Below are 23,043 nucleotides of genomic sequence, written 5' to 3' on the forward strand. Positions count from 1 at the left end.
CCGCATGGGCATGATGGAAGGCAAGGCGGTTCTCGTCACCGGCGCCGGGCGCGGGGTCGGACGCGGGATCGCGCTGGAAATGGCGAAGGCCGGCGCGGCCGTGGTGGTCAACGATCTCGGCGTTTCGCTGACCGGGGAAGGGCAGGAAGGCCCCTCGCCGGCCGAGCAGGTGGTGGAAGAGATCCGGGCCATGGGCGGCAAGGCCGTCGCCAGCCATGATTCCGTGGCGGATTGGGAAGGCGGCGTCGCCATGGTCAAGGCCGCCATCGACAATTTCGGCCGGATCGACGGCGTGGTGAACAATGCGGGCAATCTGCGCGACCTGTTCTTCCACAAGATGGGGCCGGACGATTTCGACGCGGTGCTGGCGGTCCACCTCAAGGGCAGCTTCAACACCAGCCGCGCCGCCGCGCCCTACTTCAAGGAGCAAGGCTCCGGCGCCTATGTCCATATGACGTCCACGGCGGGCCTGATCGGCAATTTCGGACAGGCCAATTATGCATCGGCGAAGATGGGCATCGTCGGCCTGTCCAAGAGCATCGCGATCGACATGCAGCGCTTCGGGGTGCGTTCCAACGCGGTCGCGCCCTTCGCCTGGACCCGGATGATCGATTCGATCCCGACCGATACGCCGGAACAGCAGAAGCGCGTGGAAGGGCTGAAGAAGCTCGATGCCAACAAGATCGCGCCCTTCGTGGTGGCCCTGACCAGCGACGAGGCGAAGGACGTGACCGGGCAGATCTTCGGCGTGCGCAACAACGAGATCTACCTGTTCTCGCAGCCGCGCCCGATCCGCACCGCGCATACTTCGGACGGCTGGACGCCGGAAACCGTGACGGAGCGGGTGTTCGACCAGTTCCGCAACGATTTCTATCCGCTGCATCGCTCGGGCGACGTGTTCACCTGGGACCCCTGCTGACGCCATGCCGATCGATAGCGCCGCGCTGTTCGCCCATGATTTCGGCGAGACGCGCCATGCATGGCAGGCGCGCGACGCGATCCTCTATGCATTGGGGATCGGTCTTGCCCGTGATCCGCTGGATGAAGGCGACCTCGCCTTCATGGACGAGACCGCGCTCAAGGTGCTGCCGACCTATGCGGTGACGCTGGCCTCGCCCGGCATGTGGATGCGCGACCCCAGGTTCGGGATCGACTTCACCAAGCTGGTCCACATGGCGCAGGCTGCGTGGTTCGAGTATCCCTTGCCCGCCTCCGGCGAGATCGTCGGAACCGCGCGTGTCCACACGCTGGCGGATCGCGGCGAAGGCAAGGGCGCGATCATGGTGGTCGAGCGGGAAATCCGTGACGCCGCCGATGGCCGCTCCTATTGCCGCCTGCACCAGACGCTGTTGCTACGCGGCGATGGCGGCTTCGGCGGGGAGCCGCCCGCGCGCGAGCAGGGCTTCGATTTCGCGGGTGATCCCGATGCGACCGGCAGTTTCGAGACGTCGCCGCGCGCGGCGCTGATCTATCGCCTGTCGGGGGACTGGAACCCGCTCCATCTCAAGCCGGATTTCGCGAAGAAGGCCGGGTTCGAGCGGCCGATCCTGCAAGGGCTGGCGAGCTACGGCATCGCGGGCGTCGCGGTTTCCCGCGCGCTGGGCCGGGACCCGTCCGCTGTCGGCCATCTGTCGTGCCGGTTTTCGGGCGTGGTGATGCCGGGCGACACCCTGACTTTCCGGATATGGAAGGACGGGGCGCAGGCGCATTTCCAGGGCTTTGTGGGGGATCGCAAGGTGCTCGACGGCGGCCGCATCGAATGGAGAGGGAACTGATGTCGAAACGCGATGAACTTGCCCGCCGATTGAAGGCGAACCTGCGGCTGCCGGTCATGGCCGGGCCGATGTTCATTGCCTCCACCGCCGATCTGGTGATCGAGCAGTGCAAGGCCGGGATCATCGGTTCCATGCCCGCGCTCAACCCGCGCACCAGCGAGCAGCTGGATGCCGACATCGCCCGGATTGCCGCCAGCGTGGGCGATGTGCCCTATGCGATCAATCTGGTCGCGCACAAGTCCAACTCGCGGCTGGATGCGGATCTGGAGATCGTGCTGAAGCACAAGGTGCCGATCGTGGTGCTGGCGCTGGCCGCCAATCCCGATCTGGTGCGCACCTTGCAGGCCAATGGCTCGCTCGTGTTTCAGGATGTGGTGAAGGACCGCCACGCCCGCAAATGCGCGGAGATGGGCGTGGACGGGATCATCGCGGTGGGCGCGGGCGCGGGCGGCCACACGGGCGACCGCTCACCTTTCGCGCTGATGCAGGAACTGCGCGAATGGTGGGATGGCCTGGTGCTGCTGTCCGGCGCGATCGCCAATGGGCAGGCCGTGCTGGCGGCGGAAGTGCTCGGTGCGGATTTCGCCTATATCGGCTCGCCCTTCCTCGCGAGCACGGAAGCGAATACCCAGCCCGGCTTCAAGCAGATGATCGTCGACGGGGTGGCGGACGACATCGTCGTGACCAATTGCTTCACCGGGGTGAACGCCAATTTCCTGCGCCCCTCCATCCTCGAGAACGGCCTCGATCCGGCCCAGCTCGTTCGCCCGGAAGGCAAGGCGATCAATATCGACGGCGGCGGCGACAACGCCAAGGCGTGGAAGGACATCTGGAGCGCGGGGCAGGGCATCGGCGCGATCAAGCGCTCCGAGCCGGCGGGCGACTATATTGGCTGGCTTGCGGATGATTATGCGCAGGCGCGGGCGCGAATGGGGATGCCGCCCTATCGCAGCTGAATGAATACCGAGGCGGCGGGGCTGTTTCAGGCCGCTCCGGCTTCCGATCTTTGACGCAAGTCAAAGCGCATAATGCGTATTTAGTATACGCAAACTGTGACAAATCGGGAGCAGGAGTACTGAACCATGGCCATGACCAGAAATCCCGCCGTCAGGGATGTGCTTAATCAGGTTGTGAAAGACCCGCGCTATGCGGATGTGATGCGGGTGCCGTTGCTGGCGGTCCAGCAGGCGGCGCTGGTCGTGCTGGCGCTGGGCGCGTTCGGCCTCGGGGTATGGGGCTATATGAGCGGCCATCTTCCCCTGTGGGGTGCGATGCTGTTCAACCTTGGCGCGGTCTATCTGGCCTTCACGCCGCTGCACGACGCCTCGCATCGCGCGGTTTCCAGCAATGGCGCGCTGAACGATCTTCTCGGCGTGATCCCCGGCCAGTTGCTCCTGCCCGGCGTGAACATGACGGTGTTCCGCGCCATTCATATGGATCATCATCGCTATACCGGCCAGGAAGGGCGCGATCCCGACACCGGCTTCGTCGATCTGCCGAAATGGCTGGGCGTAACCTATCTGATGTTCGCCGATCTGCACTGGGTCGGCTGGTATTACCGCCATGGCCGGCATTACTGGTCGCGCAAGGTCGCCATCTGGTTCCATATCATGCTGGCGGCGGTGGTGATTTCCCATGTCGCCTTCCTGATGTCGCCCTGGTGGAAGGAATTCCTGCTGCTCTATGTGGTGCCGCAGCGCGTGGGGCTGGGCATCGTCGCCTATACCTTCGCGCATATCCAGCATCCCACCGGGCTGACCTGGGAGCATGCGCCGTTCCAGTCGACGGTTTACGTGCGGGGCAATTCGCCGTTCCGGCGCCTGATGTTCGGGCAGGAGGATCACACGATCCACCACCTCGTGCCGCATGTGCCCTGGTATAAATACAGGCGCGTGTGGGAACTCGCCAATGGCGTGTTGCGCAGGCAGGGCATCCCCGATCGCGGCTGGTTCGAGGGGCCGGGGGAAATCCATATCCCGACCGAGGAGGATCGCGCGCCGATCGCCATGCGCGTCGCCGGGATCGAGGACCAGGCCGAGGCCATCCGTTCCTTCGACCTCGAACCGGCCGACGGCTGCGCCCTGCCATCGGGCGATGCCGGGGCGCATGTCGAAATTCACCTGCCGGACGGGCTGGTCCGCCAATATTCTCTGGTGTCTCACGACCGGGCCGCCAATCGCTATCGCATCGCGGTCAAGCGGGAGGACGGCGGGCGCGGCGGCTCGCGCGCCATGCATGCGTTGAAGCTGGGTGACGAGATCGCGGTTTCCCGTCCGCGTAACAACTTCGTGCTTTATGAAAATGCGCCGCGCTTCGTGCTGGTGGCGGGCGGCATCGGCATCACGCCGCTGCTGGCGATGGCGCATCGCCTCCATGCGCTGGGCAAGCCTTATCACCTCCATGTCTGTTCGCGCGATGAGAGCGCAATCGCGTTCCGCAAGGACCTTGCCCAGGGGCCGATGTCACGCTGCGTCACGCTGCATCTGGACCGGGCCGGGGGTGGTTCGGGCATCGATCCCGATGCAGTGCTGGGAACCTACGGACCGGAAGACCTGCTTTATCTTTGTGGTCCACAGCCTTTCATGGACTGGCTCCGCCGGGAAGCTGCGGCGAGAGGCTGGCGCGAGGACCAGATCCGCACGGAATCCTTTTCGGCCGCCATTGCCGACGACAGCGAGAACCGGGCATTCAACCTGCAGCTCGCCCGTTCCGGCAGATCGGTGGAAGTGCCGGCGGACCGAACCATCATAGATGCGCTGGCGGCGGCGGGGATCGAGGTGCCCTTCGCCTGCATGCAGGGCACCTGCGGGCGGTGCGCGGCGGATATCGTCTCGGGCGAGGTGGAGCATCGCGACGCCTATTTCTCGGACGAGGAGAAGGCCGGAAACAGGCATATGTGCCTGTGCGTGTCCCGGGCAAAGGGTGCGCAACTGGTGGTGGATCTGTAGGTCCTGATCCTAAGGGCTGAGGCGGCGAGGGCGGACAGGCCCTCGCCGCAAGCCGGATCAGGAGAAGTCCGATCAGGAAACGGAGCGGCCGACGCCTTCCCAATAGGGCGCGCGCAGATCCTTCTTGGACACCTTGCCGCTGGGCACCAGCGGGAAGCTCTCGAAGAAATCGACGCTCTTCGGCACCTTGTAGCCGGCCAGCCTCTCCCGCGCATGGGACAGGATGCCGGCTTCATCCACCGCCTGTTCGGGCTTCACGATCACGCAGGCCTTGACCGCTTCGCCCCAGCGCGCGTCGGGCACCCCGATCACCGCCACGGCCGCGACCTGCGGATGCGTGGAAATGGCGTTCTCCACCTCGGCGGAGTAGATGTTCTCGCCGCCGGAGACGATCATGTCCTTCACCCGGTCCACGATATAATACAGCCCCTCGGCATCGCGCCGGGCGACGTCGCCGGAATGATACCAGCCGTCTTCCAGCACTTTGGCGGTGGTTTCCGGCTGGTTCCAGTAGCCCATGAAAATGGCGGGCGCGCGGATCAGCAATTCGCCGGGCTCGCCATCGGGGACATCGTTTCCTTCGGAATCCACGATGCGGAATTCGATCAGCGGCAAGGGCCGCCCGCAGCTCTGCAGCTTGGCCTCGTCATTGAGGTCATGCTCCTCCGGGCGAAGGATCGAAAAGGCGCCGTTGGCCTCTGTCGCGCCGTAGAACTGCATGAACTTGCAGGGCATCATTTCGATGGCCCGCTTGATAAGCCCCAGCGAAATCGGCGAACCCGCATAAAGGGTCAGCCGCAGCGACGAGAAATCCGTGGTCTGTGCGTCGGGATGATCCAGCAGCATCTGGATCATCGTGGGGGTCAGCGTCAGCAGCGTCGGCCGGTCATGCTGGATCGTGGCCAGCACCGTGGCGGGATTGAACTGCCGCACGATCGAGATCGCGACGCCGTTGTACAGGCATTGAAAGGCGATGCCGATCGACAGGAGGTGGAAATTGGGAAGCGGGTTGATGAAGATGTCATCCGCATCCCAGTGATAGGCCGGCTCGAAATGCTCGCACAGCCGTATGCGGTTGAAGCCGCCATGGGTCAGCATCACGCCCTTGGGAATCCCCGTGGTGCCCGAGGTGTAAAGCTGGATCGCGGTATCTTCCTCGCTGATGAAGATGCCGGGCTTTTCCTCCGGCTGATCGGCGAAGATCGTTTCCAGGGTGGCGGCCTCGTCGATCCAGATGGTTTCGATCCGGGCCGTGCAGGATGCGATGGCCTCGTTCCATAAATCCGCCAGCGCTCGCTCGACTATGCAAAGCCGGGTCTGGCTGTCTTCGATCAGCTGGACCAGCTCGGGCACGGCCAGCCGCCAGTTGAACACCGTGAAGGCGCCGCGGGTCTTTGCCGTGCCGATCAGCGCGAAATAGAAATCCGGACTGTTCAGGCCAAAGAAGCCCACGCGATGGCCTGCCTCGACCCCGCGCGCGATCAGCCCGTTGGCCACCCGATTGGCGGCGCGATCATATTCGGCGAAGGAGATCGTGCGATCGCCCCACACCAGCGCGCGCCGGTCAGGCGTCTTGCGGGCATGATATTCGATGAATTGCCCGAGAGTGCGGACTTCCGGATAAAGCCACATCTTCGATCACTCTCCCCGAAATTGCGGTTTGCGCTTTTCGACGAAAGCGGTGAGCCCTTCCTGCGCGTCGGCGGTGCGGGCGATCCGGGCCAGCGCCTGTGCTTCCAGCTCGAGCTGGGTTTCCAGCGGCTGGTCGCCCACGCTATTGAGCAGCCGCCGGATTTCGCCGAAGGCGCGCGTCGGCCCCTGGGCGAGCCGCTTTGCGATTTCCTCGGCCCTGGCGATAAGGCTGTCCGCCGGAGCGATTTCGTCGGCCAGGCCCGCCGCGACGGCGGCATCCGCATCGAGAATCTCGTTCATGATGAGGAACCGCTTGGCGCGGGCGATGCCCATGCGCCGCGCGAACATCACCGAGGAACTGGCGTCGTTGGAATAGCCGATGCCGGCATAGGCCGCGACGAACTTGGTGGACGGCTCGACCAGGACGATGTCGGAGCCGGCGATGGTGCCGGTCATCCCCCCGGTGCAGATGCCCTGGATCGCGGCGACGATCGGGGCGTCCATCCGCTGCAGGCGGGCAATGCCGACATGCAGGTCGCGGGTCCATTCCTTGATCAGCTTCGGCAGGTCGTCCTTCGCCGCCTGGAACTTGCGGACGTCGCCGCCGAAGCTGAAATTCTTGCCCTCGGCGGTAATCAGCACGGCGCGGACCGAACGGTCTTCCGAAATGTCGTCCGCGATATCGCCGAATGCGCTGCAGAATTCCCCGTCGATCGGATTGCCGCGATCGGCCTGGGTGAAAATAATGCGCGCCAGCGCGCCGTCGCGCTCAAGTCGCATGCTTGGATTGGTCATCTCGGTCCTCTCAGTCGAATGTCAGCACGGCCTTGATGCACTTGCCGTGATGGCCGTCCTCGATGGCCTGGTTGATTTCGCTGAACGGGTATCGGGTAATGATCTGGTCCACCGGCAGGCGACCGGCGGCGTGATGGGCGATCAGCTCGGGCAGGAAGCCGGTGATGTCGCTGTCGCCCTCGATGATGCCGCGAACCGTGCCGCCCATGGTGATGAACTGGACGAGTGGGACGGGCAGGGCCGCATCGAGCGAGCCGGGCACGCCGATCAGGCCGATCCGGCCCAGCGTGCAGACCATGTTCACCGCCTGCTCGACTGCGGGCAGATAGCCGCTGGTGTCGACCACCATGTCCACGCCTTCCGGCACGATGGCGCGAACCGCTTCGGCCGTATTGGCCTGGGCAATCGGATCGATGGCATGGGTGGCGCCCAGCGCCAGCCCTTCCTCGCGGCGGGCGACCTGCGGCTCGATGAGGATGATCGGATCGCAGCCGGCGATCTTGCCGCCCATCACGGCCGAAAGCCCCACCGCGCCGCCGCCGATCACCACCAGCGATTCGCCCTGCTTCGCGCTGAGCGAGCGCATCACGCCGCCAGCGCCGGTCTGGATGCCGCAGCCGAGGGGCGCGAGCGTGGCGAGATCGGCGTCGTCGGCCACTTTCAGCACGTTGCGGGAATTGGCCACCGCCTTGGCGGCGAAGGAGGACTGGCCGAAGAAGTTGTCATGGACCGTGGCGCCGTCCTTGGAGAGGCGGTTCGTGCCGTCGCTGTGGACGCAGCCGAAGTTCATCGGGAAGAACTGGAGGCAATAGGCCGGGTCGTTGGACTTGCAGCGCTTGCACTCGCCGCAGCTGTTGAAGGTGAGCAGCACCTTGTCGCCCGGCCTGACGTTGGTGACGCCTTCGCCGACCGCTTCGACCACGCCCGCGCCTTCATGCCCGAGCACCACCGGGAACGGATTCCCGAAAGCGCCCGTCGCTGCCGCGATGTCGGTATGGCAGATGCCGACCGCCTTGATATCGACCAGCACTTCGCCCGCCTTGGGCGCGGCGACTTCGACGGTTTCGATGGAGAACGGGCCCGAAGGCTCTTTCAGAACGGCGGCGACGGCTTCCATGGATCAATCTCCCTTAGGTATTCTTCGGTCCCGTCTAGCGACGGGGGCTGAACCGGCCCTGTCTCAATAAGGCCCGTTGGCACGGATATGTTCAAGATATGCGGTCGGCCAGGCGCATTCCATCCAGCCTATACCGGCTTTCCCGTCGATCAAGGCGCGCCCGCCGCTTTCGTTCAGGCTCACCACCGGATCGGGCAGCAGCGTGTAGCAACCGAATACTTCGGTTTCCACCGTGGTTTCCCGCCCGGCCGCGTCCAGCAGGCGCGCGCGATAGCCGGTCTGCCAGTACTGATCGTCGTAATCGACGTCGTTCTCCACCGTCTCGATCCGCGACATCAGCCCGTCCTTGTAGACGAAGCCGCGCACATGCTCCTTGCCGAGCGCATGGAAGCGCCAGAAGTGGACGGCTATATCGGTGCCGCTCTGGCCGACGAACCATTCATATTGCTGGAAGGGGACCCAGTCCCGCGTGCCCCAGCTGTGGTCGCGATGCCCGGTGCTTTCGAACTCGATCGTGCGGCCGGGCAGCTTCAGCGTGCCGACGACGCGGCCCGCCTGCTCGATCCGGTCGGTCGCGCAATATTTCGGGCATCCGCGCGGGTCGGAAGCATAGGCATAGGGCGGGTGGAACGCCTCGAAGGAGAAGTCGATGGTCGCTTCCGGCGTTTCCCAGCGGACTTTCGCCTTGTCGAACTTCAGGTCCTGCTCCATGCGGAACCCGTCCAGCTCCCACTTGTCGAAGCCCATGTCGGTGGGAACTGGGCGATCCGGCAGGCGCTGCTGGATCGGCTTGTCGCCGATGCCCGGGCCGAAGATCGCGACGGCGGCGCCGGCCTTGCTGTCCGCGGTTACCCAGGTGTAGGTGAAGAAGGCGATCCGTTCCTCGGGAAGAACCACGATGTAGGGGATGGATTCCCGCCCCATGGCGATCTTGGGCAGTTCGTGGCGGCCGTCGTGGGCCGGGTCGATGGCCATTTCGGGTTCGGCCAGAACGGAATTGTCAAACATCAATCTACTCCCAGGGAAGAACTGCCAGCCCGGTGGCGAGGATAACCGCCACCACGGCCAGCCATACGGTGAGCACCTGTCGCCAGGGGCGATGCCGCCAGCCCAGGTGCATGAAGCTGCCGAACACGAGGTTTATCTTGAGCAAGCCGATGGCGAAAGCGGCAAGGCTGGCCGCCAGCGACATGATGTCCTCCTCGACCAGGACGAAGCTGCCGAGCGAAAGCAGGGCGAGCAGGGCAAGGGCGACGTTTTCGTTGATCCGCAAGGTCATTTCCACCCTCCCGCCAGATAGATCATCGGGAACAGGATCATCCAGAGCAGGTCGACCATGTGCCAGTAATTGCCGGCGCTCTCGATCCATTTCAGCCGGTGCGGATTCTCGGCCTGCCGGAGCTTGCCGAGGCAGACCAGCAGCACGCCGATGCCAATCAGGAAATGCAGGAAGTGAATGCCGGTGAAGGCGAAGTAATATGTGAAGAACTCGCTGGTCTGGATGGTGATGCCCGCCGCAATCTTGGTCGAATATTCGTAGATCTTGAGCACACCGAAGCAGGAGCCGACCAGCAGAGCATAAATGATCCTGCGCCGCGCGATGTGCCATTCCCCCGCTCGGGCGGCGTTCACCGCCCGGGCCATGAACCAGCCGCTGGTAATCAGGATCAGCGTGTTCACCAGCCCGATCGCCGGAACGAGTTTGGCCCGCGATTCGCGATAGGCGTCCGGGTCCTCCGCCTGTCCGACCATGAACAGCAGGAAGAACACCGCGAACATGCACATATCCGCGACGATGAAGAACCAGACGCCTTCGTCGCCCGGGAGGCGCGCGTGGTCCCCGGTGGTGTTACCGGAAGTTCCGTCGCGCGCTTCCTGCCCCGGCCGGGGCGCCGTGACCGTGTCCGTCATCGGTCAGGCGCCTTCGCCGCGCTGGATGCGATTGATCGCCTTCAGCAGATACCAGGTGATGATCGGCGCGTAGATGAAGAAGATCACGAACTCGATCCAGAAGTTCAGGACACCCTGCCGCGAGAAGGCCCCGGACTTGAAGAACGGCATCAGGCATTCGGCGACGAACATGAAGCCGACCCAGATCGAATACCAGCAGACCCATTTCGGAAAGAAGGGCTGGGCGCGATTGTCGCGCAGGCAGCCGAAGCCGAGCGCGATCATCTGCACCGAGGTGACGGAATAGGCCAGGTCGATCAGCAGCCAGGCCATGTCGTACATCAGCTGCAGGATTTCATCCGGCAAGGCTTCCGGGCGATAGGCCCCCGTCAGCCAGAACGAGGAGGAAACCAGGATGGGAACCACGGTCAGTCCCGCGCCCCAGACCTGCAGGTTGGTGAGGATATGATCCCGGCCGAGGATGTGATCCATGACCTTTCCGATGGAAATTCCCCACACCGCATAGCTGACGGCGAAGGTCATCGAGATGACCATGCCCAGCCTCACCATGTTGCGGTTGTCACGGAAATAGTCTGCGATGGCGCTGGCCGGCAGGTCGCCGGCATAGGGGGGTATGTTATGACCCAGACCGCCCCAGAAGATCATGAAGACCACCATGAAAATCATGCCGTTCCAGGCGCAGAATTTCCAGGTACCGTAGCTGTTGTCAGTGGTAAGCTGAACCATGTTTCCTCTCCTCCACCGGCCCGCCGTATTTTCGGCTTGAGCCGCCCCGTTTCCAGATTCTCGCTATCGTCCTGGCGCCCGTCCTTGTTCGCAGAACCTCACACAACCGGCAAAATCGGTCTTGCCGAGGCTCTGGCAATTTCACGTTGACAGCCTACGCAAATTACGGCGCGCGGGAATAATGTCAACCTATTTACGAATTGTCCGGCCATGCCTTTTTCCCGCCCGTTCGAGGGAAAAATGCGCAGGCCGCCGCCCGCATTAGCTTGCCATTCATCCCTGCGGCCCTACATTCATGGGGAAAGGACGAATGGACCATGCGTGACGAGCAGCCGCCGGGCGGCAATCCCTGGATGAAGAGCCTGCTGATCTGGGGGGGAATATTCCTTGCCCTGCTGTTCGTGGTGTCCGCTTTCGGCACCGGGGCGTCGTCCGCCGGCGCGCAGCTGCGCTATTCGGATTTCCGCGAGAAAGTCGCGGAAGGCAGCGTCAGGGAAGTGCAGATCGGCGCGGACCGCATCACCGGCGTGATGAAGAACGACCAGGCCTTCACCACCGTGCCGATTCCCAACGATACCGAGCTGCCGAAGCTGCTGCAGGACAATGGCGTGAAATATGCCGGCCGTCAGGCGGAGGAGCCGAATCTGCTGCTCTACATCCTGGTCCAGTCGCTGCCGTTCCTGCTGATTCTCGGCGTGGCGTTCTTCGCCCTGCGCCAGATGCAGAAGGGTGGCGGATCGGGCGCGATGGGCTTCGGCAAGTCCAAGGCCAAGCTGCTGACCGAGCGCCAGGGCCGGGTTACGTTCGATGACGTGGCCGGGATCGACGAGGCGCGCGAGGAATTGCAGGAGATCGTCGAATTTCTGCGCGATCCGCAGCGCTTCTCCAAGCTGGGCGGGCAGATTCCCAAGGGCGCGCTGCTTGTCGGTAGCCCCGGCACCGGCAAGACTCTGCTGGCCCGCGCCATCGCGGGCGAGGCGGGCGTGCCGTTCTTCACCATTTCCGGTTCCGACTTCGTCGAGATGTTCGTGGGCGTGGGCGCGAGCCGCGTGCGCGACATGTTCGAGCAGGCCAAGAAGAACGCGCCCTGCATCGTCTTCATCGACGAAATCGACGCGGTTGGCCGCCATCGCGGCCATGGCCTCGGCAATTCCAACGACGAGCGCGAGCAGACTCTCAACCAGCTGCTGGTCGAGATGGACGGGTTCGAGGCGAACGAAGGCATCATCATCATCGCCGCCACCAACCGGCCCGACGTGCTCGACCCGGCGCTGCTGCGCCCGGGCCGGTTCGACCGGCAGGTGGTGGTGCCGATTCCCGATATCGAGGGGCGCGAGAAGATCCTGGGCGTGCATATGAGCAAGGTTCCGCTGGCGCCAGACGTCAATGCCCGCACGCTGGCGCGCGGCACCCCGGGCTTCTCCGGCGCGGACCTCGCCAATCTGGTCAACGAGGCCGCCTTGCTGGCCGCCCGCCGCAACAAGCGGCTGGTGGCGATGCAGGAGTTCGAGGACGCCAAGGACAAGGTGATGATGGGGGCGGAACGCCGCTCCATGGTCATGACCGAGGACGAGAAGAAGATGACCGCCTATCACGAGGCGGGCCATGCCATCGTCGCGATCCACGAACCCGCGTCCGATCCGATTCACAAGGCCACCATCATTCCGCGCGGCCGCGCGCTGGGGATGGTCATGCGCCTGCCGGAACGCGACAATTACTCCTACCAGCGCGACAAGATGCATGCGAACCTGGCGGTGAGCATGGGCGGCCGCGTCGCCGAGGAGATCATCTTCGGCCACGACAAGGTCAGCTCCGGCGCATCGTCGGACATCCATTACGCCACCGATCTGGCCCGGAACATGGTCACCAAATGGGGCATGTCCGAAAAGCTGGGGCCGCTGCAGTATGAGCAGAGCCAGGAAGGCTATCTCGGCATGGGCGGCACCCAGCGGCTGATGGCTTCCGACGAGACGAACAAGCTGATCGATTCGGAAATTCGCGCGCTGGTGGAAGGCGCGCATGCCCGGGCGCACAGCGTGTTGAAGGAGAATGAGGACCAGCTGCACCTGCTGGCCCAGGCCCTGCTGGAATATGAAACGCTGGCCGGCGACGAGATCAAGCAATTGCTCGAGGACGGCAAGATCGACCGGCCCGATGCGCCGCGCGGCCCGTCCGTTCCCAGGCCCGCCCATGGTTCCGCCATTCCCAAGGCGGGGCGGCGCTATGGGGAAAGCGGAGGCGCCGCGCCGCAGGGCGCGTAAGCGCGGAGAACAGGTAAATTCCAGGCTCGATCCGGTCCAACCGCAACCGGATCGAGTTTAGCCCCCGGCTTTGGCGAGCTTTCGTTCGATTGCGGCCCACAGTTTCGCGAAGGCCTGCCCCGCGGGGCTGTTGGGGGCGTAGCATCCCAGCGGCTCGCGGCGGACCCCCATCTGCTCCACCACGCTGGCCATCGGGATGATGGGCCAGTCCGGCGACGCATCGCGGACTTCCTTGTGGATCTTCCGGCGGCTGTCGAACATGGACAGCACGGGCAGGATCGGCGGATGCTGCTTGTGGTTGGTCCTGAGTTCGCGAACGACCGTATCGAAGGCCCGGCTCGATAGCGGCGAGGGCGGGAGCGGGACGATGATGAGATCGCTGGCGCGGATCGTCTGCGCGCTCAATTCGTTCAGGACCGGCGGGCAATCCAGAATGATGCGGTCATAATCTTTCGAGAGCGCCTGCGCGAGCTTGTCGATCCGCTTGCGCTTGCCCAGCGTCACCAGAAACGAATCCAGGCTGCGCAGGCTTTCGTCCGCCGGCAGGATGTCGAGATTGTCGACCCCGCTGGCCCAGACGAGTTCGTCGGGTTGCGATTTCTGGGAGAAGATCGAGAGCGCCTGATCCTTCTTGCGCGGGTCCACCCCGAACAGGAAGCCCGCGCCGCCGGCAGCGTCCAGATCCCACAGCAGGGTTTGCCTTTTGGACAGCGCGGCCGCGCACCATGAGAGATTCGCGGCGATCGTGGTTTTCCCGACCCCGCCCTTGACACTATAGACCGCGATGACTGCCATTGTCTGACTCCCCGCCCGCGCGTGGCGGAAAAAGATGCAGGATTCGGCCCCCTACATCGCAAACAAGCGACACAGGGGCAAGGCAGCCAGGCGGTGCAGGGCGTATCAGAACCGGACAGGACCGGGTTCGGCCCCGTTCCGGTAAAGCCTCAGCCTTCGAAATCCGCGCCGATCGAATTGCTGCGGGCAGGAGCGGCCGCGGTGATCCGCAGCGCTTCCGCGCTTTGCGCCAGCGAACCGATTTCGTCCGCTTCATCCTCGTCATCCGGGAGGACACGCTGGAGCGATTGCACGAGGCTTTCCTTGAGCTGCTTGGGCTTCACGGTCTGCTCGGCGATCTCGCGCAAGGCCACGACCGGGTTCTTGTCGCGATCGCGGTCGACCGTCAGTTCGGCCCCGCCGGAAATCTCGCGGGCGCGCTGCGCCGCAAGCAGCACCAGATCGAAACGGTTCGGAACCTTGTCGACACAATCTTCGACAGTAACGCGCGCCATGGGCACTCCGGTAATCAAGCGTGTTGGGAAAGCGCAGCAATTAGTCCCGCCGGGCGCAAGAGTCAATGAATTGCAGCCGCGCCGCGCAGACCGGGCTTGCGCGGCGCGGGATTACGGTCAAGGTAGGCCCCAAAAGAACAGGGGGGAGAATTATAGATGCGCTTTCTGCGGCATTGCCCGGCCGGCATCGCCTGGGCTGCGGCGGCTTTCGTGCCGCTGGACATGGTGCATGCAAGCCCTGCGGAAACCGGCGACCATGCCAGCGAAGTGTCGGACGAGTTCCAGATCGTCGCCGAAGCCATGCTGCTGTCCGATTACCGCTTTCGCGGAGTGTCCTATTCCCATGGCAGCCCGGTGGCGCAGGGAATGGTTTCGCTGGTGCACGAGAGCGGCTTCTACGGCGGGATTTTCGCCAGCTCGCTGGGCAACCACGATTATTACGGCGCCGTGGAAGTGGATCTGTTCGCCGGCTGGGCGGGCACCGTCGCGCCGGGGATCGCCGCCGATCTGACGCTGCTCTATTATTACTACCCGGACGCCAGTGCCAGCATTTCGCCCAGGCCGCATTCCTTCGAGGCGGCGGCGCAGTTCTCGGGAAACGTCGGGCCGGTCCAGCCGACGGTGGGCATCTGGTATGCCTGGGAACAGGAGCCGCTGGGCGGCAGGGACAATCTCTATCTCTTTTCGGACGTGGTGGCCGGTATTCCGAAAACCCCGCTCTCGGTCAAACTGCACGGGGGCTACACGCGGGGGGCCTATTCGCTCGCCAGCGGCCGCAAGACGTTCGACTGGTCGGCCGGCCTGATGTTCGATGCGGGATCGGGCGTGCATCTCGGCATCGACTATATCGGGATGAGCGGGCCGAAACTGGACGACTACACGGATGACACCGTGATGGTCGGGCTGGCCGTGCAGTTCTAGCGGCGAGGGTTCCCCTCGCTTCGAAATCACACTGGCGCTTCCCCCCTCTTGCCGGACGCTGCGTTCGGTCCCAGGAACAATTCATGCAATCGACAGAAGCGCCAGTGCCCGAGGATGCGTCAGGTTGGCAGGACACCGAACCGTTTCGCTGCGAGGCCGCCGGTCATACGCTGGACTTCTACCCTTCCGGCGGCGACCGCTGGGAAGCGCTGATCGGCCTGATCGACGGCGCGCGGCATTCGCTGCAACTGTGCTTCTATATCTACGCGGAGGACGAATGCGGGCGGCGGTTGCGCGATGCCTTGACGCGCGCGGCGCGGCGCGGGGTCGCGGTGGCGCTGATCGTGGACAGCTTCGGCGCCGATGCCCGGGATGGCTTTTTCCAGCCCTTCGTCGAAGCGGGCGGCAGCTTCCATCGCTTCATGCCGCGCCTCACCCGGCGCTACCTGATCCGCAACCACCAGAAGATGGTGATCGCCGACCGGCAGAGCGCCATGATCGGCGGCTTCAATATCGAGGACAGCTATTTCGTTCCGCCGCAGCATGACGGCTGGCAGGATCTGGGCATCGTCCTGCGCGGACCGGCGACCGAGCGCCTGGCCCAATGGTTCGACGGGCTGGCGGCATGGACCGCCCATCCCCGCAAGCAGTTCCGCACGATCCGGCGGATGGTGCGGGAGTGGGACTCCGGCAGCGGGCCGGTGCGGCTGCTGATGGGCGGGCCGACCCGGGGGCTGAGTTCCTGGGCGCGCTGCGTCACCGAGGATCTCGCCAGGGGCCGTCGGCTGGACATGATAATGGCGTATTTCTCCCCGGTCGGCAGATTGTTCCACTGTATCGAGCGGATTGCCGCCCGGGGGCAGGCCCGGCTTGTCTTCCCCGCCAGATCGGACAATGGCGCGACCATCGGCGCGTCGCGCTCGCTCTACGAGAAGCTTCTGCGCTGCGGCGCCCGCATCTGGGAGTTCCGCCCGGCCAGGCTGCACACCAAGCTGATCGTGCTCGACGACGCGGTCTACATCGGCAGCGCCAATTTCGATGTGCGCAGCCTCTATATCAATCTCGAAATGATGGTGAGGATCGAGGATGCGGCCCTGGCCGCGCGGATGCGGGAATTCGTAGCCGCGCATGTTCCGGCGTCGCTGGAAATCACCCCGGAGTTGCATCGCCGGAGGCGGACCATCTTCAACCGCATCCGCTGGACCCTGAGCTGGTATCTGGTGACGGTGGTGGACTACACCGTGTCGCGAAAGCTCAATCTCGGCCTGTGAGCTTTCGCCTCTTCCGCCCCTGTGTCAGTCGTAGGCATGGGCGGAAAGCGCATCGTCGGCCAGATCGCTGAAGCGCGTGACCTTGGGTTCGAAGCGCAGCCGCACCTTGCCGGTCGCGCCGTGGCGCTGCTTGGCCACGATCAGCTCGGCCAGGCCATAGACCCGCTCCATCTCGGCGGCCCATGCGGCATGGGCGTCATGGGTTTTCGCATCGTCGCTTTCCACCGGCCGCTTCGGCTCGCGGGCGGCGACGTAATAATCCTCGCGATAGACGAACCAGACCATGTCGGCGTCCTGCTCGATCGAGCCGGATTCGCGCAGATCCGACAATTGCGGGCGCTTGTCCTCGCGCTGCTCCACCGCGCGGCTGAGCTGCGACAGCGCGATGACCGGCACCTCCAGCTCCTTGGCCAGGGTCTTGAGGCCGCGGCTGATCTCGGAAATCTCGTTGACGCGATTGTCCTGCGCGCGCTGGGTGCCCTGCAGCAGCTGGAGATAGTCGACCACGATCAGGCCGATCTCGTGCCGCCGCTTCAGCCGCCGCGCCCGCGCCCGCAAGGCCGCGATCGAAAGCGCGGGCGTATCGTCGATATAGAGCGGCAGCTCCGCCAGCCGCTGGCTCGCGCGCGACAGCTGGTGGAAATCGTCGCGGCTGATCTTGCCCATGCGCAGCAATTCGCTGCTGATGCCCGCCTGCTCGGCCAGGATACGGGTGGCCAGCTGGTCGGCGCTCATTTCGAGGCTGAAGAAGGCGACGGCGGCGCCCACGGATTTTTCCTCGGCGATGCCGTCCTGGCGATCCCTCAGCAGCCGGTCGGCGGCGTTGAAGGCGATGTTCGTCGCCAGCGAGGTCTTGCCCATGCCGGGCCGGCCGGCCAGGATGATGAGGTCGGAATTGTGCAGCCCGCCGGTTTTCTCGTTCAGGCTGACCAGCCCGGTCGTGGTGCCGGAAACATGGCCGCCGGAATTGATCGCCTGCTCGATCATGCCCAGCGCCTTGTGGGTCGCCAGGCCGAAACTTTCGGCATCGCCATTGCTGGTCGCGCCTTCGGCCACCGCATAGAGCGCCGCTTCCGCGCGCTCGATCTGCTGCATGGGCGCGACTTCCTGCGAAGTGTCGAGCGCGCCTTCGACCAGATTGCGCCCGACCGAGGCCAGTTCGCGCAGCAGGGCGAGGTCGTAGATCTGCTCGGCCAGCTCGCGGGCGGCGAGCAGCCCCTGCCCATCGGCGGTTAGGCGGGCCAGATAGGTGATCCCGCCCAGTTCCTTCAGCGCCGGGTCCGAATCGAAATAGGGCTTGAGAGTGACCGGAGTGACCACCGCCTGACGGTCGATCAGGGTCACGATTCGCTCGTAGATGCGGGCATGGAGCGGTTCGAAGAAATGATCCGGCCGCAACGGCGTGCGCAATTCCTCGATCACCCGATTGTCGATCAGCACCGCGCCGAGGAACGCCGCTTCCGCCTCCAGATTGGCGGGAAGGGCGCGGGATTGCGCGTCAGCATTACGGATCAGGAGATCTTGATCGGCCATGCCGCCTCATGCGCCCGGCTGCCTTGGCGCGCAAGGCACCCGCCAACTTTCCGCCTTGTGGATATCGGGGAAGGACGATCTTCTCTTGCCCCACAGGCCCCCCATCTGCGAAAGCACGCGGCCCATGCCAGACCATCGCATCTCTCACATCGAACTGGATGACGCCACGATCCTGTGGCGCAATGCCGATGTCGAGCAGGAAAGGCGCGTGGCGATCTTCGACCTGATCGAGGAGAACAGCTTCAAGCCGGTGCGCGCCTCGGAAGCGGGGCTGGAAGGGCCGTGGCACCTGCGCCTGTCGGTGGAGGATGGGCGGCTCAGCCTGGCGATCAGCACGCAGGCCGGAGAGCCGGCGGAAACGCTGCTGCTCGGCCTCGCCCGGTTCCGCCGCCCGATTCGCGAATATTTCGCGATCTGCGACAGCTATTACCAGGCCATCCGCAAGGCCACGGCGCAGGAGATCGAAACGATCGACATGGCGCGCCGCGCGATTCACGACGATGCGGCGCAGCTTCTGCTGGAACGGCTGGAAGGCAAGGCGGAAACCGATTTCCAGACCGCCCGGCGCCTGTTCACGCTGATTTGCGTCCTGCATATCAAGGGCTAGGTGTGCTAGGAGGCCGGGCTTGGGGGGCTTGCGCGGAGGATCGCGCGGCTATTTGGGAATTTGCTTGTTTTCCGTGATTTCCGAAGCGGCGGGCGTTCCGCCTGCCGCGAAATCACTCAAGGGGGCTGCGGGGGCCGGATGCGGCGGAGACGATCACTGTCAGCGCGAGGGCGCATAGCGGCGGCGGCGCTGCTGCTGGCGTTGTGCGCGGCAGTCTATGCCTGGTGGGATTTCATCCACTGGACCCCGCCGCGCGAGGCCTATCCGATCCAGGGGATTCTGGTGGGCGCGGAGGACGGGGCCGTCGATTTCCGCGCCTACAGGATGGTCGGGGCCGATTTCGTATATCTGGAAGCGAGCCGGGGCGGCTCGGCGCGGGACCGCTCCTTCGCCCGCAACTTCGCCGCGGCCGGCGAGGCGCATCTCCAGATCGGCGCGGTGCATGAATTCGATCCCTGCGTCCCGGCCGAAAGGCAGGCGGCCAATTTCGTGACCATCGTGCCGCGCGACCCCAGCCTGCTGCCGCCCGCGGTGTCGCTCGGCCGGGTCGGCGACGATTGCCCGGAGCGGGTCAGCGACGCGGCGGTGGAGAGCGAGTTGACCACCTTCCTCAACCAGATCGAGGGCCACGTCGGCAAGGCGGCGCTGCTCAGGATCTCGCGGAATTTCGAGAAGCGGTATCATCTGGCGAGCCGGCTGGAACGCAATCTCTGGCTTGTCCGCGACCGTTTCCAGCCGGATTATGCCGGTCGGCCATGGACCTTGTGGACCGCCAATTCCCAATTGCGCACGGAAGCTGGCTCCGGCCCGGTGCGCTGGGTGGTGGTGCAGCCTTGAGCGGAGACGATGCGAGGGACGAATTGCTCGCACTGGCCCGCAAGGCCGCCGAGAACGCCTACGCGCCCTATTCGCGATTCCCGGTCGGGGCGGCGCTCCGGTTCGCGGACGGCGGCGTAGTGAGCGCGGCGAATGTGGAGAATGCGAGCTACGGCCTTTCGCTCTGCGCGGAGACGCTGGCGGTGGCGAAGGCCCTGGCGCAGGGCCGCCGGGGCGGGCTGGTGGCGGTCGCCGTGGCCGGTTCCGGCGCGCGCCCGGTCACGCCCTGCGGGCGTTGCCGCCAGGTCATCAGCGAACTGGCCGCGCTCGACCATGCCGATCCGCTGGTCTGGTGCGCGGACGGAGAATCCGTGCTCGAGCTGCGCCTTTCGCAATTGCTGCCCCATGCCTTCGGGCCGGGCGATCTGCCGGGCGATCCGGATGAGGCCTGAGAGCCGACGGGAAGGAAGGAAAACCGATGAGCGCCAACCGTTTCGTGGTCCTGAAATCGCGGCCTGCGGGCAAGGTTTCGGCCGATGATTTCGAGATACTCTCCGGCCCGGTGCCGGAGCCCGAGGCTGGCCAGGTCCTGATCCGCAACCTCTATCTGTCGATCGACCCCGGCGTGCGCAATTTGCTCGGCGCGCAGGAAGGCTATCTCCCGCCGATCCCCATCGGCGCGCCGATGTCAGGCTCGGTGCTGGGCGTCGTGCTGGATTCGCGGCATCCCGATTTCCGCAGGGACGATCTGCTGATCGGCCGGGGCACGCTGGGCGAGCATAGCGTGATCGTGCCCGGCCCGCTGTGCTGGAAGGTCGATCCCGACCGGGCGCCGAGCCTGTCGAGCGCGCTGGGCGTGCTCGGCAATACCGGGCGGACCGCCTATTTCGGCCTGCTGGAAGTGGGCCGCCCGCAGCCGGGCGAAACCGTGCTGGTGTCCGGCGCGGCGGGCGGTGTCGGTTCGCTGGTCGGGCAGATCGCCCGGATCAAGGGCTGCCGCGCGGTCGGCATCGCCGGGGGCGAGGAAAAGCGCCGCCGCCTGATCGAGGAGTTCGGGTTCGACGCGGCGGTGGACTACAGGGGCAAGGGCAGGGCCGAGCTGTCCGCCGCCATTGCCGGGGCTTGCCCGGACGGAGTCGATGTCTTCTTCGACAATGTGGGCGGGCGGATACTGGATGCGGCGCTGCCCTGCATGAATTCCGGCGGACGGGCCGCCCTGTGCGGCATGATATCGCAATATGACGGCAGCGCTCCGCCAGAGATGGAGAACCTGTTCTTCATCATCGCCCGCTCGCTTCGGCTGGAGGGCTTCCTGCTGACGCAATTCGCGGGGCGGTATGACGAGGCGGTGGCCGCTCTTTCCGCATGGATAGCGGATGGCCGCCTGCGCTATCGCGAGGAAGTGGCCGAGGGGCTGGAGCAGGTCGTGCCCACCTTCCTGCGGCTGTTCGACGGCACCAATCAGGGCAAGACCATGGTGAAGCTGTGAGGGATGTCCTCTGACGACAACATTGCTGACATCGGGATCACTCAAGCAAAGACCGGGCCGGTCCACCATGGGCGCCGGCGGTCGGGGATGGGCGCAAACTGCTACGACCCATCCTTCGGCATGTCATAGGGTTCAGGCGCGGCGATACGGCCTATGAACAGCACAACGTCTCGCTCGAGGTCCCGCAGCACGATGAGGAACGGCCGGTCGACTGTGAACTCCAGTAAGTCGGGCGGCTGGATCGGTGCGCTCGTTACAACGATGGAAATCCCGGTCACAGCCGCCGCCTTGGTGCCCTCATCGAACATTTGCAGCTTTGCCAGTTGCCGAACCGCCGAGACGTATGCCGGGGCTTGCCCCGGCTCGACCATGCGCGACAGATCGGCCTTGCCGCGCTGAAAAGGCAGCGTGAGCCCAAGCGCCTTGAGCGATGGGATCAGCCCATCCTCCCAGGCGATCTCGAACCGCGGCAAGCGGACGCGCGTCGGGCGGGGTTCCGCTTTCTCGACCGCTCTGGACAGCATGTCGATCCGGTCGAGCGGCGGCGCCGTTTCCATCACCTTGCGCTGGGCCGGCATAATCACGTCCATCGCATAGCGCGGATTGCTATAGGGCAGCCGGAGGACGCGCCAGCCGCCCTTTTCTGCCGAGGCCCGCTGCATCTCCTGACTCATCAAGTGGAACGGCTCCTCGTGGCCGTCGCCGAACAGGAACGGTTCCTTGCCGCCGCCGGTGAACTTCTGCTGCCACTTTCCTTCAAAGTAGATTGCGTTGGTCAGTACTGCGACCAGATCCGGGGTAATGCCATCGGGACTGATGAAGCTTGGGATCAGGCCCTTCGTTTCCTTGTTCGACCAGGCATTGATCCGATCTGCCGAGGCGGCAGGTTGCAACATGTCGATGCGCTCTGCCGTCGCGTCGTAGCGATTGCGCGCGGCGGCGAGGTAGCTGTCGCGGAAGCGGAAGTCCTTCGACAGCCACAATGCGTTGGCGAGGCTGACCTCGACGTCGCGTTCGTTGCTTTCGAGCGCATGAGCGTCCGCCGGCGAGGGCAGCACCGCCTCTAATTGTGCAAGGGTTTCGCCGCCGGCACCCAGCGCGAGAAGACCGAACGCCTGCGACACGCTGGCCGGCGAATAGACGATGTTCTCGTCCCGCCCGGCCTCGGCATCGAGCATCGGGAAAAGCGCGAGCGCGCCGTGCTTACCCGGAGCGACGGCAGCAGGCGGTTCGCCCCTGACCGGATCGCCCGCTTCCGGAGCCGGTGCGCATGCAGCGATAGCAAGCGGCAACAGGAGGACAAGACGGGGTCTCATGTTTGCAGCAGCTCCCGATAGCAAGTGGTTCGCCACATATTATCGTGACCCACCGCCGTATTGTGCAGGTTAAGCGGGACATGTCCATGACGGCAAACCACCCTGTTGCAGACACCAGCCGTCCACTAACGGCAGCGTTCCACCTTTCCTACATGGCTGAAATCTGGCTTATCCTGATGGATGGCGCACAGAGCATCCCGCATCCTCATTCGTCGCTCTTTCCGCCATCCTGGCCCCATTCGTCATCCCAGCGAAGGCTGGGATCGTTGTGGGCAGCGCACCAACCAGCCGCCTGAGAGGCCAGCTTGCCCCGAAAGGGCAGTTTATCTGAGCAGCTGGCCTGCCGAAGGGCTGGCATGACGAAGAATGGACAGATGGCGATCCGCGGCGGCAGGGAAGCGCCCCGGCGAAAGGTCACACTGAAACATGCATGCGATTGGCTATGGGAGGGCGGTTTGTCGCGCGGATGCGGGGGTGCGGGCCGCCCAATCGCAATGCACATTTCCGGCGTTCTGCGTCAACCGACGCGCGCTGCTTCACATTTATCGTCATCCTCGTGCAAACGGGGAGCCAGCTACAACCTTGCCCTGGATTCCCGCTTGCCCGAAGGGCAGTTTATCCTGAGCCAGTCGAAGG

At 64.7% G+C, this 23,043-nt stretch carries 22 protein-coding genes; 11 read left to right on the forward strand and 11 right to left on the reverse strand.

All coding sequences use genetic code 11. From position 1 onward, the window contains the following. The first annotated feature begins 4 nt into the window (after positions 1 to 4). The 4 genes from U8326_RS15940 (at position 5) to U8326_RS15955 (ending at position 4,723) form a co-directional block, all read left to right on the forward strand. A complete protein-coding gene (locus U8326_RS15940) occupies positions 5 to 919 on the forward strand; it encodes an SDR family NAD(P)-dependent oxidoreductase (RefSeq protein ID WP_324741496.1) in 915 nt (304 codons plus the stop codon). Positions 920 to 923: 4 nt separating this feature from the next. Further along, positions 924 to 1,775, forward strand: a complete 852-nt coding sequence (locus U8326_RS15945) for a MaoC/PaaZ C-terminal domain-containing protein (protein WP_324741497.1) — start codon at positions 924 to 926, stop codon at positions 1,773 to 1,775. Continuing rightward, entirely contained in the window at positions 1,775 to 2,731 is a 957-nt protein-coding gene (locus U8326_RS15950; protein WP_324741498.1) for a nitronate monooxygenase, read from the forward strand. Before U8326_RS15945 ends, U8326_RS15950 begins: the two co-directional genes overlap by 1 nt. A 126-nt stretch (positions 2,732 to 2,857) precedes the next feature. Beyond that, the gene (locus tag U8326_RS15955) at positions 2,858 to 4,723 is read left to right on the forward strand and encodes a fatty acid desaturase (protein ID WP_324741499.1); all 1,866 of its coding nucleotides are present in this window, start codon (positions 2,858 to 2,860) and stop codon (positions 4,721 to 4,723) included. Positions 4,724 to 4,795: 72 nt separating this feature from the next. On the opposite strand, the gene U8326_RS15960 is transcribed toward U8326_RS15955, so the two are convergent. The 7 genes from U8326_RS15960 to U8326_RS15990 all read right to left on the reverse strand — a co-directional run bounded on the left by U8326_RS15960 (position 4,796) and on the right by U8326_RS15990 (position 10,904). Further along, the gene (locus tag U8326_RS15960; protein WP_324741501.1) at positions 4,796 to 6,355 is read right to left on the reverse strand and encodes a long-chain-fatty-acid--CoA ligase; all 1,560 of its coding nucleotides are present in this window, start codon (positions 6,353 to 6,355) and stop codon (positions 4,796 to 4,798) included. 6 nt (positions 6,356 to 6,361) lie between these two features. Continuing rightward, positions 6,362 to 7,150, reverse strand: a complete 789-nt coding sequence (locus U8326_RS15965) for an enoyl-CoA hydratase/isomerase family protein (RefSeq protein ID WP_324741502.1) — start codon at positions 7,148 to 7,150, stop codon at positions 6,362 to 6,364. Between the two features lie 10 nt (positions 7,151 to 7,160). Continuing rightward, positions 7,161 to 8,267 (reverse strand): NAD(P)-dependent alcohol dehydrogenase, encoded by a 1,107-nt coding sequence (locus U8326_RS15970; RefSeq protein WP_324741503.1) that lies wholly within the window; start codon positions 8,265 to 8,267, stop codon positions 7,161 to 7,163. Between the two features lie 63 nt (positions 8,268 to 8,330). After that, a complete protein-coding gene (locus U8326_RS15975; RefSeq protein ID WP_324741504.1) occupies positions 8,331 to 9,275 on the reverse strand; it encodes a DUF7064 domain-containing protein in 945 nt (314 codons plus the stop codon). Between the two features lie 4 nt (positions 9,276 to 9,279). After that, complete coding sequence (locus tag U8326_RS15980; RefSeq protein WP_324741505.1) at positions 9,280 to 9,546, reverse strand: cytochrome C oxidase subunit IV family protein; 267 nt, start codon at positions 9,544 to 9,546, stop codon at positions 9,280 to 9,282. Next, entirely contained in the window at positions 9,543 to 10,178 is a 636-nt protein-coding gene (locus tag U8326_RS15985) for a cytochrome c oxidase subunit 3 family protein (RefSeq protein WP_324741507.1), read from the reverse strand. Before U8326_RS15985 ends, U8326_RS15980 begins: the two co-directional genes overlap by 4 nt. Before the next feature lie 3 nt (positions 10,179 to 10,181). After that, the gene (locus U8326_RS15990; RefSeq protein ID WP_324741508.1) at positions 10,182 to 10,904 is read right to left on the reverse strand and encodes a hypothetical protein; all 723 of its coding nucleotides are present in this window, start codon (positions 10,902 to 10,904) and stop codon (positions 10,182 to 10,184) included. A 317-nt stretch (positions 10,905 to 11,221) separates the two neighbouring features. Between U8326_RS15990 and ftsH the strand changes: the two genes are divergently transcribed. After that, positions 11,222 to 13,165, forward strand: coding sequence for an ATP-dependent zinc metalloprotease FtsH (gene ftsH, locus U8326_RS15995; RefSeq protein WP_324741510.1), 1,944 nt, complete (start codon positions 11,222 to 11,224; stop codon positions 13,163 to 13,165). A 57-nt stretch (positions 13,166 to 13,222) separates the two neighbouring features. Here ftsH and U8326_RS16000 read toward each other — a convergent pair whose 3' ends face one another. Both U8326_RS16000 and rpoZ read right to left on the reverse strand, forming a co-directional pair. After that, a complete protein-coding gene (locus U8326_RS16000; RefSeq protein WP_324741512.1) occupies positions 13,223 to 13,960 on the reverse strand; it encodes a ParA family protein in 738 nt (245 codons plus the stop codon). 149 nt (positions 13,961 to 14,109) lie between these two features. Beyond that, complete coding sequence (gene rpoZ / locus U8326_RS16005) at positions 14,110 to 14,454, reverse strand: DNA-directed RNA polymerase subunit omega (RefSeq protein WP_324741514.1); 345 nt, start codon at positions 14,452 to 14,454, stop codon at positions 14,110 to 14,112. 156 nt (positions 14,455 to 14,610) lie between these two features. Between rpoZ and U8326_RS16010 the strand changes: the two genes are divergently transcribed. Both U8326_RS16010 and U8326_RS16015 read left to right on the forward strand, forming a co-directional pair. Then, on the forward strand, positions 14,611 to 15,375 hold the full coding sequence (locus U8326_RS16010; protein WP_324741516.1) for a TorF family putative porin: 765 nt from the start codon (positions 14,611 to 14,613) through the stop codon (positions 15,373 to 15,375). A gap of 83 nt (positions 15,376 to 15,458) precedes the next feature. Further along, the gene (locus tag U8326_RS16015; protein WP_324741518.1) at positions 15,459 to 16,646 is read left to right on the forward strand and encodes a phosphatidylserine/phosphatidylglycerophosphate/cardiolipin synthase family protein; all 1,188 of its coding nucleotides are present in this window, start codon (positions 15,459 to 15,461) and stop codon (positions 16,644 to 16,646) included. Positions 16,647 to 16,670: 24 nt separating this feature from the next. Here U8326_RS16015 and U8326_RS16020 read toward each other — a convergent pair whose 3' ends face one another. Further along, positions 16,671 to 18,179 (reverse strand): replicative DNA helicase, encoded by a 1,509-nt coding sequence (locus tag U8326_RS16020; protein WP_324741519.1) that lies wholly within the window; start codon positions 18,177 to 18,179, stop codon positions 16,671 to 16,673. Positions 18,180 to 18,303: 124 nt separating this feature from the next. On the opposite strand from U8326_RS16020, the gene U8326_RS16025 reads away from it, so the two are divergent. From U8326_RS16025 to U8326_RS16040, 4 genes are all read left to right on the forward strand, one after another. Next, entirely contained in the window at positions 18,304 to 18,786 is a 483-nt protein-coding gene (locus U8326_RS16025; RefSeq protein WP_324741521.1) for a UPF0262 family protein, read from the forward strand. 138 nt (positions 18,787 to 18,924) lie between these two features. Beyond that, complete coding sequence (locus tag U8326_RS16030) at positions 18,925 to 19,623, forward strand: glycoside hydrolase family 25 protein (protein WP_324741522.1); 699 nt, start codon at positions 18,925 to 18,927, stop codon at positions 19,621 to 19,623. Beyond that, positions 19,620 to 20,054 carry a cytidine deaminase gene (locus U8326_RS16035; RefSeq protein WP_324741523.1) on the forward strand — a complete coding sequence of 145 codons (435 nt, stop codon included), beginning with the start codon at positions 19,620 to 19,622 and terminating at the stop codon, positions 20,052 to 20,054. Before U8326_RS16030 ends, U8326_RS16035 begins: the two co-directional genes overlap by 4 nt. A gap of 26 nt (positions 20,055 to 20,080) precedes the next feature. Then, positions 20,081 to 21,091, forward strand: coding sequence for an NADP-dependent oxidoreductase (locus U8326_RS16040; protein WP_324741524.1), 1,011 nt, complete (start codon positions 20,081 to 20,083; stop codon positions 21,089 to 21,091). Between the two features lie 101 nt (positions 21,092 to 21,192). On the opposite strand, the gene U8326_RS16045 is transcribed toward U8326_RS16040, so the two are convergent. Further along, a complete protein-coding gene (locus U8326_RS16045) occupies positions 21,193 to 22,407 on the reverse strand; it encodes a serpin family protein (RefSeq protein WP_324741525.1) in 1,215 nt (404 codons plus the stop codon). Positions 22,408 to 23,043 lie beyond the last annotated feature (636 nt).

Origin of the sequence: Tsuneonella sp. CC-YZS046, assembly GCF_035581365.1 — a bacterium.
Lineage (GTDB): Bacteria > Pseudomonadota > Alphaproteobacteria > Sphingomonadales > Sphingomonadaceae > JAWKXU01.